20 protein-coding genes are annotated in these 22312 nt (G+C 37.8%); 13 read left to right on the forward strand and 7 right to left on the reverse strand.

Annotated elements, in window-relative coordinates:
* Positions 1 to 209 precede the first annotated feature (209 nt).
* From D0T08_RS17865 to D0T08_RS17880, 4 genes are all read right to left on the reverse strand, one after another.
* Entirely contained in the window at positions 210 to 1355 is a 1146-nt protein-coding gene (locus tag D0T08_RS17865; protein WP_116984047.1) for a histidinol-phosphate transaminase, read from the reverse strand.
* Between the two features lie 55 nt (positions 1356 to 1410).
* The gene (locus tag D0T08_RS17870; protein ID WP_229238989.1) at positions 1411 to 2496 is read right to left on the reverse strand and encodes a GRAS family protein; all 1086 of its coding nucleotides are present in this window, start codon (positions 2494 to 2496) and stop codon (positions 1411 to 1413) included.
* Positions 2497 to 3026: 530 nt separating this feature from the next.
* Positions 3027 to 3578, reverse strand: coding sequence for a 3'-5' exonuclease (locus D0T08_RS17875; protein WP_116984048.1), 552 nt, complete (start codon positions 3576 to 3578; stop codon positions 3027 to 3029).
* A 28-nt stretch (positions 3579 to 3606) separates the two neighbouring features.
* On the reverse strand, positions 3607 to 4329 hold the full coding sequence (locus tag D0T08_RS17880) for a CPCC family cysteine-rich protein (protein ID WP_158561291.1): 723 nt from the start codon (positions 4327 to 4329) through the stop codon (positions 3607 to 3609).
* Between the two features lie 279 nt (positions 4330 to 4608).
* Between D0T08_RS17880 and D0T08_RS17885 the strand changes: the two genes are divergently transcribed.
* Positions 4609 to 6324: a serine hydrolase gene (locus D0T08_RS17885; protein WP_116984049.1), complete on the forward strand. Its 1716-nt coding sequence runs from the start codon at positions 4609 to 4611 to the stop codon at positions 6322 to 6324.
* A 106-nt stretch (positions 6325 to 6430) separates the two neighbouring features.
* Here the strand turns inward: D0T08_RS17885 and D0T08_RS17890 are convergent, their stop codons facing one another.
* Positions 6431 to 6637, reverse strand: coding sequence for a helix-turn-helix transcriptional regulator (locus D0T08_RS17890; protein WP_116984050.1), 207 nt, complete (start codon positions 6635 to 6637; stop codon positions 6431 to 6433).
* 3 nt (positions 6638 to 6640) lie between these two features.
* A complete protein-coding gene (locus tag D0T08_RS17895; protein WP_116984051.1) occupies positions 6641 to 7156 on the reverse strand; it encodes a DUF2975 domain-containing protein in 516 nt (171 codons plus the stop codon).
* Between the two features lie 196 nt (positions 7157 to 7352).
* On the opposite strand from D0T08_RS17895, the gene D0T08_RS17900 reads away from it, so the two are divergent.
* From D0T08_RS17900 to D0T08_RS17920, 5 genes are all read left to right on the forward strand, one after another.
* Positions 7353 to 7871: an RNA polymerase sigma factor gene (locus D0T08_RS17900; RefSeq protein WP_116984052.1), complete on the forward strand. Its 519-nt coding sequence runs from the start codon at positions 7353 to 7355 to the stop codon at positions 7869 to 7871.
* Positions 7855 to 8604 carry a HEAT repeat domain-containing protein gene (locus tag D0T08_RS17905; protein ID WP_116984053.1) on the forward strand — a complete coding sequence of 250 codons (750 nt, stop codon included), beginning with the start codon at positions 7855 to 7857 and terminating at the stop codon, positions 8602 to 8604. The genes D0T08_RS17900 and D0T08_RS17905 overlap by 17 nt, the downstream gene beginning before the upstream one ends.
* A gap of 103 nt (positions 8605 to 8707) precedes the next feature.
* Positions 8708 to 9481, forward strand: a complete 774-nt coding sequence (locus tag D0T08_RS17910; protein ID WP_116984054.1) for a DUF4097 family beta strand repeat-containing protein — start codon at positions 8708 to 8710, stop codon at positions 9479 to 9481.
* 23 nt (positions 9482 to 9504) lie between these two features.
* On the forward strand, positions 9505 to 10209 hold the full coding sequence (locus D0T08_RS17915; protein WP_116984055.1) for a hypothetical protein: 705 nt from the start codon (positions 9505 to 9507) through the stop codon (positions 10207 to 10209).
* Between the two features lie 182 nt (positions 10210 to 10391).
* On the forward strand, positions 10392 to 11828 hold the full coding sequence (locus tag D0T08_RS17920) for a serine hydrolase (protein ID WP_158561292.1): 1437 nt from the start codon (positions 10392 to 10394) through the stop codon (positions 11826 to 11828).
* 68 nt (positions 11829 to 11896) lie between these two features.
* Here the strand turns inward: D0T08_RS17920 and D0T08_RS17925 are convergent, their stop codons facing one another.
* Positions 11897 to 12664: a hypothetical protein gene (locus D0T08_RS17925; RefSeq protein ID WP_116984057.1), complete on the reverse strand. Its 768-nt coding sequence runs from the start codon at positions 12662 to 12664 to the stop codon at positions 11897 to 11899.
* A 288-nt stretch (positions 12665 to 12952) separates the two neighbouring features.
* Between D0T08_RS17925 and D0T08_RS17930 the strand changes: the two genes are divergently transcribed.
* The 7 genes from D0T08_RS17930 to D0T08_RS17960 all read left to right on the forward strand — a co-directional run bounded on the left by D0T08_RS17930 (position 12953) and on the right by D0T08_RS17960 (position 22311).
* Positions 12953 to 13606, forward strand: a complete 654-nt coding sequence (locus D0T08_RS17930) for a hypothetical protein (RefSeq protein WP_199538186.1) — start codon at positions 12953 to 12955, stop codon at positions 13604 to 13606.
* Positions 13607 to 13635: 29 nt separating this feature from the next.
* The gene (locus D0T08_RS17935; RefSeq protein ID WP_116984059.1) at positions 13636 to 13926 is read left to right on the forward strand and encodes a YciI family protein; all 291 of its coding nucleotides are present in this window, start codon (positions 13636 to 13638) and stop codon (positions 13924 to 13926) included.
* Positions 13927 to 14162: 236 nt separating this feature from the next.
* The gene (locus D0T08_RS17940; protein WP_116984060.1) at positions 14163 to 17318 is read left to right on the forward strand and encodes a TonB-dependent receptor; all 3156 of its coding nucleotides are present in this window, start codon (positions 14163 to 14165) and stop codon (positions 17316 to 17318) included.
* Between the two features lie 21 nt (positions 17319 to 17339).
* Positions 17340 to 18782 carry a RagB/SusD family nutrient uptake outer membrane protein gene (locus D0T08_RS17945; protein WP_116984061.1) on the forward strand — a complete coding sequence of 481 codons (1443 nt, stop codon included), beginning with the start codon at positions 17340 to 17342 and terminating at the stop codon, positions 18780 to 18782.
* Positions 18783 to 18881: 99 nt separating this feature from the next.
* Complete coding sequence (locus tag D0T08_RS17950) at positions 18882 to 19523, forward strand: hypothetical protein (protein ID WP_147322801.1); 642 nt, start codon at positions 18882 to 18884, stop codon at positions 19521 to 19523.
* A 444-nt stretch (positions 19524 to 19967) separates the two neighbouring features.
* Positions 19968 to 20666, forward strand: a complete 699-nt coding sequence (locus tag D0T08_RS17955; RefSeq protein ID WP_116984063.1) for a murein L,D-transpeptidase catalytic domain family protein — start codon at positions 19968 to 19970, stop codon at positions 20664 to 20666.
* Entirely contained in the window at positions 20653 to 22311 is a 1659-nt protein-coding gene (locus tag D0T08_RS17960; protein WP_116984064.1) for a murein L,D-transpeptidase, read from the forward strand. Before D0T08_RS17955 ends, D0T08_RS17960 begins: the two co-directional genes overlap by 14 nt.
* The last annotated feature ends 1 nt before the right edge of the window (position 22312 follow it).

The following is a 22312-nucleotide window of genomic DNA, read 5'->3' on the forward strand; positions in this document are numbered from 1 at the left end:
ACGTCTAAAAAACAAATTCTTTTATGGCTTGCTATTTAATATTTAATAACCTGTTAAATTTATATTTACGACTTCAGCTAAACCTACCATTACCTATATACGCAACAAGAATTTAAAGTTCAGGATAAATCTCTACAAGCCAGGAAAAGCAAAAATTCCTGAAGAGACTCATCAGGAATTTTGATACATAAATCGGAAGACTCTTTTATTTAGACCATCTCTTGTGTTACCTGGATACTCGCAAGCTCATCAGCAGACGCCTTATGCTGGCGTATTTCATATTTTATAAGCCTTAAGACTGTGTTCATTTCTACTTCTGTACCAATTGTCAGGCGGAGGCATTGCGCTACAGGATAGCCAACCATGATATTTCTTGCACTTAATACTTGTTTGATTTGCTCTAATAAACCCGCATCATGAAAACGAAGCAATATGAAATTAGCGGCAGAAGGCAATACACTGAAAGAGGTTTCGTCGGCCATTTCATCAAGCAGATAAGAAACAAAATCCCGCAGGTTTTTAACACGGGCCTGGTGTGCTTTTACCACATTGCTATATAAAGGATTCGTCAGAAAATCAGTAACTACAAGCTCAGTAAACACATTAATAGTAAACGGGATTGTATGTTTTTTTATCAGGTTAATCAATGAAGCATTTCCGGCAGCATAACCAAATCTGATACCCGGTAATCCATACCCCTTTGAGAGTGTTTTGAGCACCAAAAGGTTTGCATATTCATTCACCAAAGGTAGTGCTGATTCTCCACCAAATTCTCCATAAGCCTCATCTACCATAAAAACACAGCCGGGATGCTGGTTCAACAAAGTTTTCAAAGTAGTAAGTGGTAAACTTGCTCCTGTCGGATTGTTAGGCGATGTCAGAATAATTAAAGATGGCTCAGTTACCTGTGGAAAAGTGCTCAGGTTAAAAGCATTTTCTTCGCTTATATGCCAATTCTTGTAAGGCATCCGTTCGTTCTGGCACATCTGATGGTAGACCGTAAACGTAGGATTCTCGATAATGGCTTCTGAAAGAAATTTTGAACAGCAGTTAACAATTTGCTGAATTAATTGCGAAGAGCCATTGCCTAATACAATGTTTTCAGTAGCTACTCCTGCTTCTTTAGCTATCAATGCATGTAGTTGTGTCTGATGAAAGTCCGGATAGCGATTCCAGGCTACATTAAGCATTTTGTTAACTAATTGTTGTTTCAGATTTTGTGGAATATCAAAGGCAGTTTCGTTGCAATGTAATCTCATTACTTCATTTGATCCTAATTCTGTCCAAAGCGTTTGTTCAATCTGTGGATATTCTGATACCTGGTTGATGGCGGTTACTTGTTCTACTGTTTTCATGGAATTATTTTATAGAGAAATTTTAAATAGCTTTTTATAATTGAATCGTTTTTTATCAGTTAGCCCAGAAAAGGCTGGTTATTTCTTCACCTTTAAATTCGGTGGCATATCGGTTGGTTAAATCAGTTTTTAAATTTGTACCATTCAATTGAAGATAATCAAATAATGCTGCACGTTTTTGTAAGGTAAAACCGGTTTCTTCAAATAATTGAACCCATTGCTCAGTGGCAAAATGCTTCTCAACTCTTATCTTCTCTGTATTGCCCAATACATCGTCGATTTCACGGCTGAAGAATAGTTTTAAGGCCGCTTTTTCAGTAGTGGTAATCGGTAGTGTATCAATAATCTGAAATAACACACCATAATGATTTACACAGTTCTGAAAACGCTTTTTGTAGGATGGCTCGAAGTGATTGGAATTGGGCTCGCTCAATACAAATGCATCTACATTCAAGTTCTTCAGGATTCCAAAAACTGCTTTTCTTTGAGCCATGTGCTGAATATGATGCAAAGCAAAAGAAGCATTTACATATAAACCATCATACTGCCCAGGCAGCATTTCTTTTAATTCTTCTTGTGACATTTGCTCAATAAATGCTTCCTTTACCATTAGTCTTACTTCGAATGGTGCATTTTCACTAGCGCGTTTGATATTTGCTTCGGTCATTTTAAGTGCATCAGCAAATGGCTCAATTCCAACCACAGTCAGGCATTTAATCTGGCTATCTGCTTTTTTCGAAAGACCTTCAATAATATTGCTTACCTGAAAACCTGTGCCGATGCCAATATCCATTAAAACAGGATTGGTATGGCTTACCAGGGCATCTATTAATAAAGTATTGGTGCAATGCTGACTAAGATTAGCTAAAGGGAATTGCTGAATCAATAATTCAAACAAGCGAATCTGGGGAATCTCGAAACGTTGTAAATAAATATGCTCCTGCGATTGTCCAGTCATGAAATGTTTTCTCATGGCTTTAGCCAATGTATAAGCAAACATAGCCTCTGGCTCATCTAAATCTTCTAAAGATTCATGATATATATCATTCAATAAGGCTTTGTCGACTTCAGTTAATGAGTGAGGCATTCTGCTTGCCAAATCGTTCAGGATAACTTTTGTATTTACTAATGTAGCTTCCATAGAATACTTGTTTGTTTTGATTGATGGCTCAAAACTATTGAATGGATTCTGCTCAGTAAATTATTTTCAGGTGAACTGACAAAAATCGTAAGTGAATGGTTTAATGCTAGGAAGCGAGTTGAAAATGATTTTTTGATTAATAAGTTATTTATTCTCCCCTAGAGATTCTGTTTATGTATCGCTCTTTCAGGAGGTAAAAAAATAAGAGAAGACTGATGTACCCAAAAATTCTATATATTCACCCTGGAAAGGGCAAAGTGCGGTTTTAATTTTGAGGAGAGGTAATTGGAATACAGCTATTAATATAAGTTAGCGAAATTGCTTTTAACAAACAAAACACTGATATATCGTCCCGATGGGACTTTAAATCTTTGAGTTCTATTTTTTTCTACCGATATACCGTCCCTCTGGGACTTAAAATATCCCGTTAGGGATAATATATCGGTAGATAAAAACCCTATTTAAGAACAAAGTCCCGTAGGGACGATATATTAAAATTCTTTTAATATATCTTATGTGACAATTAGCTTTTACTCTCTCCTTGCGCTGAAATTCCATTTATTAAACAACTTAATAAATATCTTGGCAATATTCTTAGCATCATCAATCCCTCTGTGGTGTGTGCCTTCTAAAGTGATTTTTTCGTTTTTGAGGGCATTTTTCATGCCCATCGAGCGGGTTTGTCTGATTTTGGCGTATTGGTGCTTCAGACTGATGTGTGCTTCCAACCAATCAATTGGTAATCCATGCAATTGGCAATCATTTTTAAATTGCACTTGATCATAAAAACCCCATGAGCAAAGAAGATATTCATCGCCAAAGCTTAGTATCCAGTTTTGAAATTCTTCCAATACAATCGGGAATAGCTGCGCATAATCTACTTGATCTTGTGTGATAGACGTTAATTCAGTACAGAAAGCAGATAGCATAGTATGTACTGTGGGTTTAACGAATCTGCTAAACTCACTGATTATCTGTTTTTCTTCATTGATACACAGCGCCCCTATTTCTATAATTTCGTTAGGCTGTTTATCTCTTCTTTCCCAGCATGTGGCTTCCAGGTCTACTATTATGTATTTCATATTAATATAAATTTCTCCTCTACATACATCATTCAAAAGGCTTCCAATTCTCGTCTTTGGGTTCTTCTATTGTGGGTTGTCTTGCATTTTTCCTCGTTTCTTCGTCACACGCGCCGAAAAGAATAAAATTCTTTTGCGCTTGTTTTAAAGACATCTCATTTGCTCCGCCCTCACTATCAGGGCCTTTCAACTGAAAAGGGTCGTCTTCCCAACGACAAACCGGACAAATATCATACGCCTCGGGTTCTGTCAATGTTTTATACCCACAACAAGGGCAAGTGAATTTGACTTTTGCTGTCAGAATAGACAATGCTTTTGCTCTGGCATATTTATCAAAGCCAATTAATGTTTTTGTGTGAACCCAACGTTCTTTTATCTCTTCCGGTAAACCATGCAGTGATAGGTCGTCATCAATAATAACATAGTTTTCATTTTTTCCGGATTGTTCAACCCATTCACTAATTTCAGTGGCTCTATCAGCCAGTTGGTCAATGCTTGTTTTGCTATTCAATTTGCTTATTGTATGAAAGTCAAGCCCACGTTTTTTAAAAATTTCTTTCCATTTCTTTTCATCAAAGCTTATTCTATGGGTGGTTGTCAGAACTATTGAAGCATTCGTTTCTTTATATAGAATCGCTAAATTTTCAGCCGCATTTTCATTAAATTTCATAAAACCATCTGATAGCTGTTCAGTTGGTTTCCAGATGGGTGTGGTTACTAAAACGCCGTCTATATCTATAAGAATGGTCATGTAAGTAGTTTTCCTTCATTAGTTTACACAGTGCTTATTTCTATGATTTCGTTGGGCTGTTTATCTCTTCTTACCCAACAGGTGGCTTCAAGGTCTAGGATTATGTATTTCATTCAAAGTGAATTTTATTACTTAGTTAGTATTCAAATATATACAAAAAAGAGCTGTTGTAGAAATAAATCAGATTCTAATGGTAAGGGCTTTTAAAATTTACTTGTAACCTTTCTTCAAAACATAAGTTCTTGGTTTAGTTATTAATAATATCTTAAAATCATATCTATGATTTCTATAAACATTACCACCAATTGTTTCAATTATACAAAGAGAATTTTTCTACTATTTATACTATTTTCTTTATTCATTTCAAAATCATTATCTCAGCCGTTAGCAGATAGTACCAAAAAAAAAATTGATTTACTGTTTAGAAAATGGGATACTTCAGACAAACCTGGATGTGTTTTTGGCATAGTATACAATGATTCTCTAATTTATAAAGGTGCTTATGGATTAGCTAATGTAGAAGAGAATATTGCTAATACAACTCAAAGTATTTATTATATGTGTTCGGTGTCAAAACAGTTTGCAGGTTATTCTATTGCATTATTAGTTAAACAAGGCAAATTGCAGCTCGATGATGATATTCGGCGTTACATCCCTTGGATAGCCGATTTTGGCAAAAAAATTACTATACAGCATTTATTAAATCATACAAGCGGTTTACGTGATGATATTACTCTAGCCAATATTAAAGGATTGCCTATGGGCGGAGTATTAAATCAGAGAATTGCTTTAAATATTATAGGAAGACAAACTTCGCTAAATTTTTCTCCAGGAGAAAAATTCTCTTATTCTAATTCTAACTATATTCTATTAGCCGAAATTGTAAAAGTGGTAAGTAATCTAAGCTTCAATGATTTTGTCGATTCTCAGATATTTAAGCCTTTAGGTATGGCAGATAGTCGTTTTATTGATAATGAAAGCCAAATTATTAAAAGCAGGGCATTATCATACGAAACTGAAAATAATATTATTAAAAATGTTCATCAGAATGTTTATACACTTGGTGATGGGGGGTTATTTACTAATATAATAGATATGTCTCTCTGGATAAAAAACTTTTACTTGCCTAAAATTGGTGATTCAACAACTATTGATCTATTTACTCAAAAGGGTAAATTAAATGATGGAACCTCTATCAATTATGCAATGGGAATAAATGTCGAGGTATTCAGAGGGCAAACACGTTTTATACATAACGGAGGATTGGCAGGGTATCGCACTATTATGGCAGTCTATCCAAAGTTAAAACTAGGTTTTCTTATTTTTGGTAACGCTGGTGATAGCGAAGTATATACCAAAATAAATCAACTTTCAGAATTATTTATGGCAGATAATAAAGAGAAATTAAAGAATAAAGAATCTATCCCAAAAAATACTACTACTTCTCTCTCCTTAGACCAAGGCATTCTTGAAAACTTTGTTGGTAATTATATTGCAGAAAATGGATATCGACTTAATCTCAAAATAAAAGATAACCAGATATGGCTCAATGAGAATAATTTACTCATAGCAAAATCAAAAGACACACTTGTTTTAAAAAATAACCCGGCAGTATATTATGTTTTCTATTCTGGAAATAATAAACAAGCTGCTAGTGTAAATCTAATTTCACCTATTTATGGTAATAAGCCTATTAAACTTATACGTTATAATTCTCCAATCTCAATAACCGACAAATTATTACAATCCTATACTGGCAACTATTACTCTTCAGAATTAGACTGCATTTATACTATTACTATTAAAAATCATGAACTGTTTTTTAATAATAGTATAAATGGTGAAGCTAAAATTATGCTATTAGATACTGAGCATTTAACAAGTGACTATGAATTTATGAAGCACTTATTAATTAAAAGAAATAAAAAAGGCGAAATTATTGGCTTTGACATCAATAGTGGAGCGATTATGAATTTACATTTTAAAAAAATGTAAGTATATAATACTGACTTTATCAATTAAAAAAAAGAATTATACGTAAAAGAAGAATTATAATTTACGCTGTAATGTCTTTACAAGCTTTGGTGAATTTTAAAACTTTCTACTCCTCCACATACTCCAAAACATCACCGGGCTGGCAATTCAATACCTTACAAATGGCTTCAAGGGTATCGAAACGGATACCCTTAGCTTTACCTGTTTTCAGGATGGATAAATTGACGGTGGTGATTCCGATTTTTTCTGCCAACTCTTTACTTTGCATCTTGCGTTTGGCAAGCATCACATCTACATTGATTATAATTGGCATATCTTAAATAAATAAATCTTGTTCTTTCTGTAATTGTAATCCCTGTCTGAAAATGGCGGCAAAGAAATAGGCAAAGATGCCCAAAATGAAGTGCAAGATAACTAAAATTACTGCCATGTCTTCTACCTCTGCAAAAATGCTGGCAAAGAAAATAGTTAAGCCCGGCAAAAAGAGATTGGCCCAATAAAAATACCGTAGTTGTCTGATGCCAAATTCTGTAAACAGTTTAGGTTGAAAAAAGACCTTGAAAATATTGCTCGCCAAAAGAAAGAATAATCCGTATAGCCCCAATACCAGCAGAAAATCAAAGATGATGTATGACATATTGTAATCTCCGTTCAGAAAAGGTTTTTCTGTAAACGGGTACATGACATGGAAATACTTTTTGTTTTCTCTGAAGCCCAGAAACACTCCTGTTACTAATGCGAAAAGTGAATAGGCAGCAGTAAACAGATAAAAAAAGGCGAGCACGCGGGTGATATAAAAAAGAATTCTAGAAATAATTTTTACTTTGTTCATTTTTCATAATTTTGAATACAACTGTAAAAATAAGCTTTAGTTATCATAAAACAATAATTAGTTTATTTTTTACAATTATTCCCCACTATATCTATTTTCTTTTTTCTCAATCTTATTTACTAATTTTATCATTCTTCAAAAAAAAGTTTCAAAACTTTTGTAATGACTTTCAAGGCCAGTCGTCTATGTTATTGAAATGGATTTAAAAGTATTTACACAATCGGTTCTGCAGCATCAATCCCGGTTATTCCGGGTAGCAAAACTCTTCCTTAAGAATACAGAGGAGGCCGAAGACACCGTTCAGGAAATATTTTTAAGACTATGGGATAAACGTCAGCAATTGGGAGCGTATAATAGTGTAGAGGCTTTGGCGGTGCAAATGACCAAAAACCTTTGTCTGGATAAACTGAAGTCTCATGCGTATAACTATACGAGCACAGGTCTGGAAACGGTTGAGGTAAGTGCCAGAACTTATACGCCCCATGAGCAGACAGAACTGGCCGATAGCAATGAATTGTTAAAGAAAATCATCGACGATTTACCCGAAATTCAGAAAACGATTCTCCACCTGCGGGATGTAGAGGAGTATTCGTTTGAAGAGATTGAACAGATTACAGGACAGACCATCAATAATATCAGAGTCATATTGTCGAGAGCGCGAAAAAGTGTGAGAGACAGTTATCAAAAAACGAACAATTATGTATCAGGAAATTGAAAAATTACTGGAGAAATATTATGAAGGTGAAACCACACTCCAGGAAGAAAAGTATATCAAAGAGTTTTTCGGCAAAGCAGAGGTGCCCACACATTTGCAGCACCATATAGCCGAGTTTGCTTATTACCGTCTGGCTGCCAGGGAGACACCCTCGAAAAATCTGAATGAGGAATTGCTCAGACGCATCGAAAAGAAAGGCAGAATCATCCAGTTCAGAGCTGTGAGTTTGAGAATTGCCGCGGGTGTGGCGTTAGTTTTAGGAAGTTTTGCAGCCGGCTACTATTACAACAATAAAGGTGGAGAAATAGCTATTATAGAAAATCCTACGGCGAATTCGATGAAAGAAACCTTACAGTTTAAACAGGTGAATCTGACATCGGCCAGTGAGAGGATTGATGCGGTGAACCAGAGTTTAAAACTGGAAGAATTAGACAAAGAACTCATCCAATTGCTGATTAATACCTTGAATTTCGACGATAACGTGAATGTGCGTCTGGCGGCTTGTCAGGCACTAGCCCGTTTCGAAAGTGAACCTGCCGTAAGAGAAGGACTCATGCAATCGCTCAAAATTCAGACTGACCCGAATATTCAGATTACGCTCATAGAATTACTGGTAATGATGAAAGAAAAACGTGCTTCGGAAACGCTGGAGCAAATTTCAAAAGACAAAGCCGTGATGGATGTGGTGAGGATGAAAGCAGAAGAGGGGGCGGCTACTTTGATTACTTTGTAAACAAACAATTAACAATAACGGATTTACTGAGAAGTTAAGGCCTTATTCTCAGAGTGGTCCAATCAAACAAATCAATTTCAGAATTATTTAAAAGCCAATTACAATGAAAAAAAATATGTTCGTACTCGCTTGCCTTTTATTAACTGCTGTTTATACGCAAGCACAGGAATTCAAATCAAAATTAGCCAATACCAAGGACAGCAAAATAGCAATTGAACTTGAAGGCGAAAACCTTAAGATTGAAGGATATGCCGGGGATGAAGTAATTATCAAAGGCGGTGGCCTTGAACCAATTCCGGAGCAAGCCAAAGGTTTGAAACCCCTCTACAATACCAATGTTGATAATACAGGTTTGGGTCTGGCTGTGAATATGGAAGGTGGGGTTCTAAAAATTGAAAAAGCCGCTAGAAAATCGGCGAGATATACGATAATGGTTCCTAATAAGGCAACGATCATGTATACCCAGATTAATTTCCAGGGCTCAGTAATCAGCCTTAGCAATATCGATGGTGATCTGGAGATAAAAACCAATAATGCTGATATTAAACTGAACAATGTAACCGGGCCTATTGTCGCCAATAGCATCAGCGGTAAACTCACAGCGGTTTTCTCTGCATTGAATCAGTCTACCCCATCTTCTATCTCTCTGATAAGCGGGGATCTGGACATTACGCTTCCTGCTACGGCTAAAGCTACACTGTCAATGAAATCTATCTCGGGAGAAATATACTCTGATATAGACCTGAATTTGAAATCAGGTAAAGATGGCATGTCGAGAGTAGGTGGCGGTCATAACATCACCGGTAATATGAACGGTGGTGGCGTGAATCTTCAACTAAATACTATCAGCAGCAATATCTACGTTCGCAAAAAATAAAGACCTTTGTCCGATATAAAATTATGAAAAAGCTTACATTATTACTATTACTCGGCCTTTGCCAATCGTTTACTTACGCACAGAAAATTATCGAAAAACACCTGCCGTTCTCGGCAGGGCAATCGGTAGACCTGAATCTCAGATTCGCTGACGACATTAAGGTACAATACTGGGATAAAGCAGAGGTGTATGTGAAGATTTCAGTGGAAATTAACGGAGGCCGATTGAATGATGCACTAACAGTTGATGCGAAAAGCAACTCAAACGAAATAAGTCTGAAAACTGATTATGACAAAGATTTAATAAAAAAAGGCAGAGCGGAAGATTGCCCTGATACCAAAGACGGGCATCGGTCGTCGTGGGGTAGTGACAACGAACGATATTATGTATGCAGTACTATCAATTATGAAGTGTATCTACCAAAAAAAGCCGAGGTAAGTTTGGAAACGATTAATGGCAATATCTGGATCAGCAGCATCAGCAACAATCTTACAGCTAAAACTATCAGCGGTTTTGTAGAGGTGAACTGGCCAAAAGGCAAAGGCGGTAATATAGGCATGAAAACCATTACCGGCGAAGTATACTCAGATTTAGACATTGCTTTCACCAACAAAAAACAGAAAAATCCGATAGTTGGTTATCTGCTGGAAGGCAAAGTGTATGGCGGTGGCCCGGAGGTACGATTTGAGTCTATCAGTAATAATGTGTATATCCGAAATAAGAATTAAGTAAATTATATGTAATTAAGGTTTAGTTTTGGCAGCTTTGCAATGGCAAGGCTGCCAAACTTTTTTTGCTAACTTAGGTGGAAAGGCAGATTGAGAGTATCATTAATCAAATTTCTTTAGCTATGTAAATGAATTTGAGGGCAAAGTATTCGTTCCTTTGTAAAAATATTCTATTGCTTCCTATGATAAAAAGATTAAAAACAACGGTATTTACTTGTCTGACACTCGCCTTTGCCTGTATTCAAACTTATGCCCAGATTCCTGAACAATTCAAGCCGATAGACCAGTTTATTCAGCAGAATATGGATAAAAACCATATACCCGGTTTATCTATTGCCATTGTTAATAAAGATCAGGTAATCTTCTCGAAAGGCTATGGGAAAGACGGAGAAAATAAGGCTATTATTAGTAGTACTCCCTTTGCCATTGCTTCATTAAGTAAGGCATTTACGGCTATGGCCGTTATGCAACTGGTGGAAGCCGGAAAAATCAATCTGGATGCGCCTGTTAAACAATATATCCCGTCGTTTAAAATGGCTGATGCGCGCGCTGACAAAATTACTGTCAGACAATTTTTAAATCAGACCAGTGGTTTATCCGATGTAGTGTACCCTGAATTAAGCTTTAAACAACAGCCAGCCTCTACCAAAAATACGATTGATAATCTGAAAGATGTTGAACTGGATAGTAATCCGGGTGAGACATTCCGTTATCATAATCCTAACTATCATATCATGGCTCATTTGGTTGAGATAGTGAGTCAGGAAAAATTTGCTGATTATTTACAGAAGCATATCTTCACACCCTTGCAAATGACTCATACGAGTAGCCACCACAGCACGCTGGAGTTTCAGAGAAAAGTGCCCCAAGGCAATATATTTGTGTTTGGTCAAGCTGTAAAAACGAATGAACCTAACTGGTTTATAGAGGGGTCAGCGGGATTAGTTTCAACCACTTCTGACTTAGCTAAGTGGCTAAGGCTATATCTGAATAAAGGCGAGTATCAGGGACAAAGGTTATTAAGTGAGAAGGGTATAGAAACAATGTTTTCGCACCCTGCCAATAGTTCTTATGGACTGGGTTGGTTTGTAGACCCACAAAAGAATGTATCGCATAGTGGTGTATTCTGGACCTATCAGGCAGAACAAATGATTTTGGCTAAGGAAGGCTACGGCATCGTGATTCTGTTTAATAGTGGCATCAACGCCTTTCAGGATTACCATAGTTTTATGCTAGGCGTAAGTAATATTCTGACTAATCAGGCAGCTGAAACTTCTTTTATGAATGATTCGATGTATGAATTATTGATTGCTACTTTTATTATCATTACGCTTATCCTGACTGTTTTCAGTTTCAGAAATATGAAAATGTGGGTGATTAAACACCGTGCCAAGTCATCGTGGGTAATTATCAGTAAAAATATTGTTCGTTTATTGCCTTTAGTTCTCCTGGCATTAGCCCCTACTCTCTTAACCTTAATTTCACATAGAGTATTAAGTTGGGAACGCATTTTTCTGATGGCGCCAAGTGTCATTATCTGGCTGGGTATTGTAGCCTTTTGTAATCTGATGGTAGTAGTGAGCAGAAGTATCAGGTTAAGGAGTCGAGATAATTTTTGATATTAAAAAAGTCGGGAAGTAATACCTCCCGACTTTAGCACTTTCTTTCTTTAATAATCCAAAAAACATCATTTCAATTCCCAAACTCTAAAGCGCTTTACCGCTATGCTTCCATATTGCGATTGTCCCTGAGGCATTTCCCTTTTGCCTATAAGCAAGCCTACTTCTCCAGAAAGAGGAAAATTATCTGATAGTTTAAAGGTTCTTACTTCTTCATTATCAATATAGCAGGTTATCTTTCTTCCGTATTTCGTTACTTTCAGCGTACTCGTCTTGTCGTCTTTCATTAAATCTTTTACCCAACGGCTACCGTTTTCATGCGAATGGCTCATCCCTTTAGGCGGCATTTCTGTCGTTCTCCAACCGTCAGTTGTTTTTGCGAAATATGCCTGCGAGGGTGTTCTGTTTTCATCTCTCACTAAAGGCAATGCCCACACAATACCACAAATACCTGCATTGCCTACATCACATTGCACTTCTGCCACAAAATTTTCCAGTTCTCGTCCTATGCCAAAGTGGTATTCACGCTTCCAGGCGCCCAGATGTGCCTTGTATTTACCCTCTTCATAAAATAGCTTATCGTTCTTTATATCAAATACAGGCAAATGCAAAGGCCCCTTACCATCGCAATTTTCCTCTACCAGAAGTGTGGCATTTTTCAGGCTTTTGTCTTCTTGTACAGCAAGAGCCTTAGCTTTGAGGGAATCTGCCCGTTCTTTTGCCTGTTGTTTTGCATAAATTTCCTTCCCTTCAGGTGTTTGCGAATACCAGACAGCGAAGCCCATTAAGGCTATAAAACCCAGAAATATAAAAAGTATCACTTTCAGAAATTTCATTTGAAAATTAAATAATGTTCAAAGTAAGAGAGGTAGGTTCAAACGATAATCATTTACCACCTGCTATATGCATTTATTTTTATTGAAGGTTTTTTTGGCGGATAAGTACTGATAATAGCAGGTAAAATTTTTAACCACGGATTATTTCTGAACTAAAGGCATAGACTGACCTTGGCACTCCTTGGCTAATATTGTATATTAATTTTATAGACTATTGTTGTTAATCTATCTTATGTATCTTAATTTGCATCTGAAATGAACGCTCTTGTCAATACTATAAAACCTAAGATGAAACCCTATCTCTCAATTCTCCTTTCGCTAGGGCTTTATACCTGCGCTCATCATACGATGCCCCACGATGCAGGACAGGCATGGCAGAATACCATTCAGCAGATTCCCGGAAAAATTGAATGCGAATTATATAACCAAGGCGGCGAGGGAATTGCCTATCATGATAAAGACAGCATCAATAATGGAAGTGGGAAGCTAAACCCCGCTAATGGCACTTTCCTGAACGAATTCAGGATGAAAGAGGGGGTTGACATTTCTTATACCAAGGCTAACGATATTGACAATACGAAATATAATAAAGTAATGCCCGAAATAAATAAATTCTATGTTGGGTGGACAGAAAACAGCGAATGGATAAAATATTACGTCAATGTAAAAGAAACGGGTAATTATAGTGTCGGACTGATGTACACAGCTAATGGCGACGGACTTATCTCTCTGGATATTGACGGCAAACCAGTAGCTGAAAACCTGAAAGTTGTTTCAACCTTTGACCCCAACGAACCTGTAGCCTGGCGTCAGTGGCACCATTGGAATAAGGCAGAATCGTTGGCAGAAGTGAAACTGACCAAAGGCATTCATACCCTGACTTTACATACGGTAGAGCATGGTAATATGAATTACGATTACCTCGAATTTAAGAAGCGATAAGCTAACCTTAGAACTAAATTGTATAACTAATGAACCAGTACGTAATCATAGCCAGAGATGGCGTTGATGAAGAAGCCATTGATCGACGAATGGCTGCTCGCCCTATCCACTTGGCGGGTGCAAAAAATCTTAAAGAACATAATCAATTCTTATTAGGCGGTGCTATTCTTGACGATGCCGGCAAAATGGTAGGCTCTGTCATGATTGTTCAGTTTGAAACTGACGAAGAGATGCGGGCGTGGTACGATAGTGAACCTTATATTATCCAAAATGTCTGGCAATCAATTGAAATTAAGCCGTTTAGAGTAGCAAACGTATAACTATTTCAATAATTGGCATGATATTTTTAATAAATTCTTAAGTCGATTAATTACTCCTTTTTGTCGCTAATTAGCAATTTTACGTCTATAAATAGAATAAAATAGTTGAACATTTATAACAATTTACTAGCACGATTTTATTGTAAATTTTTTTTTTAATCGCTTTTTAATAATTTTACAGTCCTAATTTTTTTTGTGTCTTAATTTAATAAACAAACTAAACAAACCTACAAGTTATGAGAAAACAATCTCTACTTCTCTTCATGCTGGGGATTCTCTTTACTGCGTGGCAGGCTGCTGCTCAAGAAAGGACCGTTTCCGGAAAGGTAACCGCCTCAGAAGATGGCTCTCCACTACCCGGTGTAAGTGTTACGGTAAAAGGAACTAAACTAGGAACTCAGTCGGATGCTTCCGGAGTTTACAAAATCAATGTTTCAGGTAATGCCACTTTAATTTTCAGTTTCATTGGTACAGTATCGCAAGAAGTACCAGTAGGAACCCGTACAATCGTTGATGTTCAGTTGGTGTCAGACAACAAACAATTGAGTGAAGTTGTAGTTGTAGGTTATGGTACACAAAAAAGAACAGAATTTACAGGTGCGGCTTCAACCGTAAAAGCTACACAGATAGCTGAACGCCCTGTACAAAGTTTCTCACAAGGTTTAACAGGTCAGGCTGCCGGTGTAAACATTACACAACCGAACGGTCTATTAAACAACCCTCCTGTTATCCGTGTACGTGGTCTTAGCTCACTTTCTTTGAGCTCGTTCCCATTAGTAGTAGTTGACGGTATACCTATCACTACAGGTGACGTATCAGGTAACGCCTCTACCAACAACCCGCTAGGTGATATTAACCCTGCTGACATCGAGTCAATCGACGTATTAAAAGATGCTGCTTCTGCTGCTATCTACGGTTCTCGTGCTGCTGCCGGTGTATTATTAATCACTACTAAACGTGGTAAAGCTGGTAAAACTAAAGTATCTATTGATAGCTGGGCAGGTGTAAGCAACGCTGTTCGTTTACCAGATGTATTGAATGCACAACAGTACATGGATCACAAAAACATGGCAATTGCTAATGCATTGACACTTAACCCAAATGCTGTTGCAGCTTCTCAACGTAACGATAAAAACCAATCATTCTTACCAGCTTATAATAAAGATGGTTCTTTAATTGATACTGATTGGTATAACGAAGTATATCGTACCGGTTTTTCTCAAAACCATAACCTGACTGTACAAGGTGGTACAGAAAAAACCAACTACTATTTCTCGGCAGGTTTTTCTGATCAGGATGGTTTCTTAAGAGCTAACAGCTTCCAACGCCGTTCAGGACGTTTGAATATGGATCATCAGGCTACAAACTGGTTAAAATTATCAGCTAATATCAATTTTGCCAATAGCTTGAACAAATCACCTAACAGTGGTTCTTACACTGGTGGTGCATTTGCTACTTCAGGTTTAGGTCGTATCGCTGTTGCACAGGTTCCTAACTTGCCTGCCTATAACGAAGATGGTACTTATAATATCGAAAATAACACAGTAGGTCGTAAAAACAACTTATTGCCTGCGCAGTTCCCTAATGCCGCCGTTTTAAGAGACTTAGATAAAAACATTTCTGAAACTAACCGTATCATTGCCAATTTAGGGGCTGAAATTAAATTGTATGAAGGTTTAACTTTCAAAACTACTTATTCTTGGGACTTCAGAAATATTGAAAACATCCGTTTCTGGAACCCATATAATGGTGATGGTCAATCTGCACAAGGTGATGCTTACAACCAACAGACACGTGCTGATAACTGGAACTGGATTAATACCCTACAATACATGAAGACGTTTGGTGAAAAACACAACCTTTCGTTAGTAGCAGGTTCTGACGTACAAAAAAGAAGAACTACGCAATGGGGTGCGCAACGCCAGGGTTTAGCTGACTTCTTCTTCCAGGATTTCCAGGGTAACTTCGGTACAAACCTTGCTGCCGGAAATGCTATTACTCAAGTAGCTTATGAAGCGTATTTAGGTAGCATTAGCTATAGCTTTGCTAACAAATATTTTATCAGTGGTAACTACCGTCGTGATGGCAACTCGGCACTTTCTGCTGAAAACCGTTGGGGTGATTTCGGTGGGGTTTCTGCAGGCTGGACAATCTCAGAAGAAGAATTCTTCAAAAACTTAGGTTTTGGCAACAAACTTTCGTCACTACGTTTGAAAGCGAGCTGGGGTAAAGTTGGTAACGGTAACGTAAACAATGCGTATGGTTCTTATTCTACTTTTGGTTCAGGTCTTTACGGAGCAGCACCTACCTTAGCGTTCAACCAGGCAGGTAACAGAGATTTGAAATGGGAAACAAGTGAGCAAACTAATATTGGTTTAGATGTTAGCTTCCTGAACGACCGTATCACTTTTGAAGCTAACTGGTATAACAAAAATATCAATAATTTGATTTTGGATGTGCCACAAGCACCATCAAAAGGTATCCCTAATAACTCAATTCTTGCTAACGTTGGTTCAATGTATAACAAAGGTTGGGAGTTTTCTATCAATGCAGTACCTGTTAACAAAGGTGGTTTCACCTGGTCAACTAACCTGAACTTCTCTACTAACAAAAACCTGGTTACTGCTCTTGTTGACGATAACACTCCTATTCTTACCAACACTTCTGGTTTGGAAGCAACAAGTATCACTAAAGTTGGTTACTCTGCAGGACAAGTTTACGGTGTTGTAACACGCGGCGTGAACCCGGCTAATGGTCGTCGTATTTTCGTTACACGTGATGGCAAAGAAGTACAATACCTACACCATGGTGGCCCTAACGCGTGGACTTTCCTTGACGGAACACAAACTACTTCTCCATCAGCTCAACAACAGATATTGGGTGGTACAATACCAACCTGGTATGGTGGTTTCAACAATACCTTGAAATACAAAGGATTTGACTTAGGAATTAACTTCACATTCTCTGGTGGTAACTATATCTATAATGGTAGCAAAGCCGGTTTAAGAGACCAACGTGTATGGAACAACTCAGTTGATGTATTGCGTTCATGGAAACAAGCCGGTGACATCACTGACGTTCCAAGAGCAGTATATGGTGATAACGTATCAAACGGTTCATCATTCCTTATCTCTGAAAACCTTGAAAAAGGAGACTTCTTACGTTTACAAACAGCTACTTTAGGTTACCGTGTGCCAAGCACATTTGGCAAAACCGGTATCACTTCTTTAAGAGTATATGTTCAGGTTAATAATGCTTTCTTACTTACTAAGTATACAGGTGTTGACCCTGAAATCTCGACTAACGGAGACACTAACACTGCTTCTGGTATCGAGCGTAACTCAATCCCTCAAGGAAGACAATTCACAGCTGGTCTTAACTTAAGTTTCTAATTCTTAAATGACATTGATTTTATGAACATATTAAATAAAAAAATAGGAATCTTATCACTGGCTATGACCATTAGCTTGTCTTCGTGCAACGAAGACTTCCTGAACGCCGTTCCGGAACTAAGCTTGTCAGATGCTACAGTGTTCTCTACTCCGGCTCGTGTTGAGTCACAAGTAATCGGTTTGTATGGTTCAATCAAAAATGGTGCTTTTTTGGGCGGTCGTTATCTGATTTATAACGACATCCGTGCTGAAGAGTTTGTAAACCGTACGACTAACTCGGTAACAGGGTATTCTACTTATCAAGGCAACCAGGATCCATCAGATACGTATATCGCTAACTTCTGGACTCAGGGTTACCTGACTATCAACAGAGCTAACTTGTTCTTAGAGGGGCTGGCAGCTAATCCAAACGCTGTTAGTGCTACTTTAGCAGGTAACTATGCCGGTGAAGCTAAGTTTTTGAGAGCACTTACTTATTTCTCTCTGGTACAATTCTTTGCTAAACCTTATGCTTTAGATAATGGTGCATCTCCGGGTCTTCCATTAAGATTAAAAGGTGAAGTTACTTCTGCTAATAACAACTTAGCAAGAAGCACAGTAGCTCAGATTTATGACCAGATTCTGAAAGATTTGAATGAAGCTGAAGCTTCTTTACCAGATAATTATACTACTCCTTTGTTGCGTACATCAAGAGCACACAAAAACACGGCTATCGCTTTAAAAACCCGTGTATTGTTGGCTAAGAGAGATTACGCTGGGGTAATTGCAGAAGCCAATAAAATTGTATCTGCTGCGGCTCCTTTCACCTCTCCAAACAGAGTGGCTCATGCATTACAACCTGATGTGGTTTCTGTGTTCAGAGCACCGTATACTTCAACAGAATCGATCTTATCTTTCCCGATGGCTGATACAAATGCTCCTGGTACTCAAAACCAGTTAGGGTATTATTTCAACGCGGGTAACGTAGAGTATTTCATCAATACAGGCCCAACTGGTATCTATTCTAACCCACAGTTCACGGCTACTGATGATCGTAAAACTAAATTGACAGTAGCTACTACTGCTGTAGCGGCGTCGCCATCAAGCACGAAATTCAGTGGTGTATCTCCGTTTACTGACTTCGTACCAAGTATCCGTTATGCTGAAGTATTGTTAAACCTTGCTGAGGCAGAAGCAGAAGCTGGTAGCCAGACACGTGCATTAGCTTTATTACAAGCAGTACACCACCGTTCGGATGCAGGTTACGATTTCGGAACACTTGATAAAGCCGGTTTAATTAACGCGATCTTAACTGAAAGACGTATCGAATTATTTGCTGAAGGTTTCAGAACAAATGACATCCTGAGAAGAGCACAACCAATCAACTCTTTCGGTGCAGGTGCTTTGATTCAACCAACAGAAACAAGATATATCTTCGGTATTCCGTTAGCAGAAACCCAGGTTAACCCAGGTATCGGTAACTAATATTTCTGTTCTTTCGTATATTTGAAATGGGTTGCCTGAGTTCTCTCAGCAACCCATTCTTATTAAAACCTGATTCTATATTACATTATGAAAAATACTATGAAACAATTCAAAAAACTATTAATCGTTGTGGGTTTTGCCTGTGGTTCGGCCAATGCTCAAATAGCCGTATCAGGCGATGCCATCGGAGGAACACCCATGACAGGCCAGGCCTATATGAATGTAAAGGGCTCACCTTATCTGCTCGAAAACTGGGAGAAAGGCAGTGTTACTGTGGCATCGGGCAAAAAATTTGAAAACCTTGATCTCAAATTTGACCAGGTAATAAATCAGGTAATTTTTCAGGATGCAGATGGGGGTATGAAAGCTTTTACCCAACCCATCATTTCTTTTACTATCGGGAAAGATGCCAACGAACATGTATTTCAGAGAGGTGCTGACGGTGTTTTCTACGAAAAATTAGTAACCGGAAAAGTAACTTTATGGAAAAAGAATCATAAAACCATCATCGACGAGAAACCGTATGGCTCTGCTACTATGCAACGTAATGTATTAAACAACAATACCTATTACGTAGGTGAAATAGCCCAGCTCACTAAAATCAAAAACGATAAAAAATCGGTTTTAGAGTTACTATCTGACAAAGCGGAAGACATTGAAGAATATATGAAAAAACATAAACTCAACCCCAGGACCGAAAGCGATCTGGTAAGACTTGTTATGTATTATAATGGCTTATAAACTGTTTGATTACTATTCCAGGTGCCTGCCTTAATTATAAGGGCAGGCATTTTAGTTTAATTATCGCCTAATTCTGTATTCATCCTGATAGAATGCACATAAAATCATTCTTCTATATAATCTGGAACTCCACCAGGCGCTAAAGGTTCTTACTCTCTTCTACGGAACTCTTCAAAGATAAAATTCGTTCTTTAATATCCGGTTCTATAGTACTCATCAGGCTATTCCGATTTCGCTAATTTTGTCAGGAGCGAGGATATAGCACAGGCAAATAAATCAGTTTTTATGAAATGATTGTGCCTGGAATGGCGTTAAAGAAACGGTGCTAATAAATTATCAACTTAAACGCATGCTTTAAAACTAAGATTTTAACCTATAAAACCCGCTTTTAGTGGCTACCATGGTCAGAATACTCATGCTTAAACATGCACTAACTCTTAGCTTATGTTCAAATCTTTTAAACTGATTTCCTTTCTGGTTATCCTGAGTGTTGCACTATCCTCAGCCAACACAATTACCTCAAAAAATGTTAAATCTGAAAACATCACCCACAAGAAAACAGTTACTACTATAAGTGCTGTAGAAATGCTTTACAATGATTGTCGTCTGAATGGTATAGTCGACTATGCAGCCTTTCAGGAAGCAATGGCCGGCTATGAGAAATACCGTCCGTCGAAATCAATTGTTACGATTGTTGATTTCAATCTGCCCTCTACCCAGGAAAGATTTTTTGTGGTAGATGTATTACAGAAAAAACTGTTGTTTTCTTCCTTAGTAGCTCACGGGCGTAATTCAGGCGAAAACATGGCTAATTCGTTTTCTAACGAAATGGAATCTCATAAAAGTAGCCTGGGATTTTATACCGTTGGACAGATTATACAAAGCCCGAAACATGGCATGGCTTTATTGCTGGGAGGTTTGCAGAAAGGCATTAACGACAATGCCCGTCGCCGCGAAGTGATTATTCATGGAGCAGACTATGTAAGCACCAATTTTGTAAAACAACATGGCAGATTAGGTCGTAGCTACGGCTGCCCTGCTTTACCAAATGAACTGATACCGCAAGTTGTTCCTGTCATTGCAAATGGCAGTTTATTGTATATCCATAGAGAAAATTCACAGATAGCCTATGCTAAAAGGTAAAAAGGTTGTTATTTTATTTTGCATTGTTTTAACTGTTGTTGGTAGTGTAACAAGCTGTAAAAAAGGCAAAAAACGTAGAAGCTTACTGCCGGATTCGAGTATCTACTCGTCACAGAATTTTGCCGATATATTGCTGGATAGTAATGTGGTCAACAAGTTTTTTACGACAGTTTCGACAGAAGATACCATACGGGAAGAGGTGAAAGAATTTTATTCCCGCCGTTATTATCAGTCGGCGTGGTTTAATAAAGACGGTATCAGTAATGCGGCCCAGAACTTCCATAGTCAGTTGAAAAACTATACCTACGATTTTGCCGACAGCAGTTTCCAGAATGTAGAATTAGATAACCTGATTGCTAGTGCAGAAAGCGATGAAAAAGACTTTTTAAAACGCAAAGCCGAGGTGCAACGCCTCGAGCTTTTGCTCACTACGACTTTCTTCAATTATGCCATCAAGGCTTATGGGGGTATTACCAAAAATCCATTGGATTTAGAGTGGTTTATTCCAAGAAAAAAGAAAAATTATCAGTCCTTGCTTGATTCACTGGTTTCAATGGATCAAGGGGTAAAAGTAAGAGAGCCCGTCAATGTATACTATCTCCGCCTGAAAGAAAAACTGCGTATCTACCGGAATATTGAGCGTAAAGGTGGTTGGCCAAAGGTCATTACAGCAAAAAAGCAATTAGCGGTTGGCGACAGAGATACCAGCATATTAGCGGCTAAACAAAACCTGTTTATCACAGGTGATTTCAGCATCAAAGATACCAGTTTGACCTTCACCGATTCACTTCGTAGCGCGGTTGTTCGTTTTCAAAAACGAATGGGTTTGAAAGAGAGTGGTAAAATTGATGTGGCAACACTTAAAGAAATGAATCAGCCGGTGCAATTCCGTATCAACCAGATAATGCTTAACATGGAGCGATTAAGATGGGTACCGGAAGAACTGGAAAAAGACCATTTGCTGATTAATATTCCTGAATACATGTTACATGTGTTTGAAAATGGTAAACAGGCATGGCAGATGAATGTGGTTGTAGGTAAAACAGCTTCGCAGACCACTATCTTTAAAGGTAACCTTTCTACAATCGTCCTGAACCCTTACTGGAATATCCCACAGAGCATTATACGCAATGAAATATTACCGCAATTGCAACGAGGCACAGGATACCTGACCCGAAATAATATGGAGGTATTATCAGGCAATAAAGTTATCAATCCATCAAGTGTTGATTGGAGTGCTTATAGCAAGAATGTTCCTTATATTATCCGACAAAAACCCGGTGATAAAAACTCTTTGGGTAAAATGAAGTTTTTATTTCCTAATAGCTATAATATTTACTTGCATGATACGCCATCTAAAGGACACTTTGGTGACTCTAAAAGAGCATTCAGTCACGGCTGTATCCGTTTATCAGACCCGAAAAAATTAGCTTTTTACTTATTAAGGAATAATGGCGAATGGAATCAGGAAAAGGTAAATGAAGTATTGGAGACTGATAAAGAAACAGGCATTAAAGTATCCCCTACCATACCTGTGTATATTGTTTATTTTACCAGCTGGGTTGATACCAGTGGAAAAATCAATTTCAGGAATGATTTATATGGCCTGGATGCCAAGCTCTCGGCTGAGATATTCGGGCAGTAGA

It is taken from the genome of Emticicia sp. C21 (assembly GCF_003418935.1).
GTDB lineage: Bacteria > Bacteroidota > Bacteroidia > Cytophagales > Spirosomataceae > Emticicia.

Coding starts and splice junctions, on each gene's coding strand:
- D0T08_RS17945 (WP_116984061.1), top strand. CDS start 17,340: ATGAACATATTAAATAAAAAAATAGGAATCTTATCACTGGCTATGACC.
- D0T08_RS17890 (WP_116984050.1), bottom strand. CDS start 6,637: ATGCCAATTATAATCAATGTAGATGTGATGCTTGCCAAACGCAAGATG.
- D0T08_RS17930 (WP_199538186.1), top strand. CDS start 12,953: ATGAAACCCTATCTCTCAATTCTCCTTTCGCTAGGGCTTTATACCTGC.
- D0T08_RS17910 (WP_116984054.1), top strand. CDS start 8,708: ATGAAAAAAAATATGTTCGTACTCGCTTGCCTTTTATTAACTGCTGTT.
- D0T08_RS17955 (WP_116984063.1), top strand. CDS start 19,968: ATGTTCAAATCTTTTAAACTGATTTCCTTTCTGGTTATCCTGAGTGTT.
- D0T08_RS17960 (WP_116984064.1), top strand. CDS start 20,653: ATGCTAAAAGGTAAAAAGGTTGTTATTTTATTTTGCATTGTTTTAACT.
- D0T08_RS17865 (WP_116984047.1), bottom strand. CDS start 1,355: ATGAAAACAGTAGAACAAGTAACCGCCATCAACCAGGTATCAGAATAT.
- D0T08_RS17895 (WP_116984051.1), bottom strand. CDS start 7,156: ATGAACAAAGTAAAAATTATTTCTAGAATTCTTTTTTATATCACCCGC.
- D0T08_RS17870 (WP_229238989.1), bottom strand. CDS start 2,496: ATGGAAGCTACATTAGTAAATACAAAAGTTATCCTGAACGATTTGGCA.
- D0T08_RS17935 (WP_116984059.1), top strand. CDS start 13,636: ATGAACCAGTACGTAATCATAGCCAGAGATGGCGTTGATGAAGAAGCC.
- D0T08_RS17880 (WP_158561291.1), bottom strand. CDS start 4,329: ATGACCATTCTTATAGATATAGACGGCGTTTTAGTAACCACACCCATC.
- D0T08_RS17915 (WP_116984055.1), top strand. CDS start 9,505: ATGAAAAAGCTTACATTATTACTATTACTCGGCCTTTGCCAATCGTTT.
- D0T08_RS17875 (WP_116984048.1), bottom strand. CDS start 3,578: ATGAAATACATAATAGTAGACCTGGAAGCCACATGCTGGGAAAGAAGA.
- D0T08_RS17950 (WP_147322801.1), top strand. CDS start 18,882: ATGAAACAATTCAAAAAACTATTAATCGTTGTGGGTTTTGCCTGTGGT.
- D0T08_RS17940 (WP_116984060.1), top strand. CDS start 14,163: ATGAGAAAACAATCTCTACTTCTCTTCATGCTGGGGATTCTCTTTACT.
- D0T08_RS17885 (WP_116984049.1), top strand. CDS start 4,609: ATGATTTCTATAAACATTACCACCAATTGTTTCAATTATACAAAGAGA.
- D0T08_RS17920 (WP_158561292.1), top strand. CDS start 10,392: ATGATAAAAAGATTAAAAACAACGGTATTTACTTGTCTGACACTCGCC.
- D0T08_RS17900 (WP_116984052.1), top strand. CDS start 7,353: ATGGATTTAAAAGTATTTACACAATCGGTTCTGCAGCATCAATCCCGG.
- D0T08_RS17925 (WP_116984057.1), bottom strand. CDS start 12,664: ATGAAATTTCTGAAAGTGATACTTTTTATATTTCTGGGTTTTATAGCC.
- D0T08_RS17905 (WP_116984053.1), top strand. CDS start 7,855: ATGTATCAGGAAATTGAAAAATTACTGGAGAAATATTATGAAGGTGAA.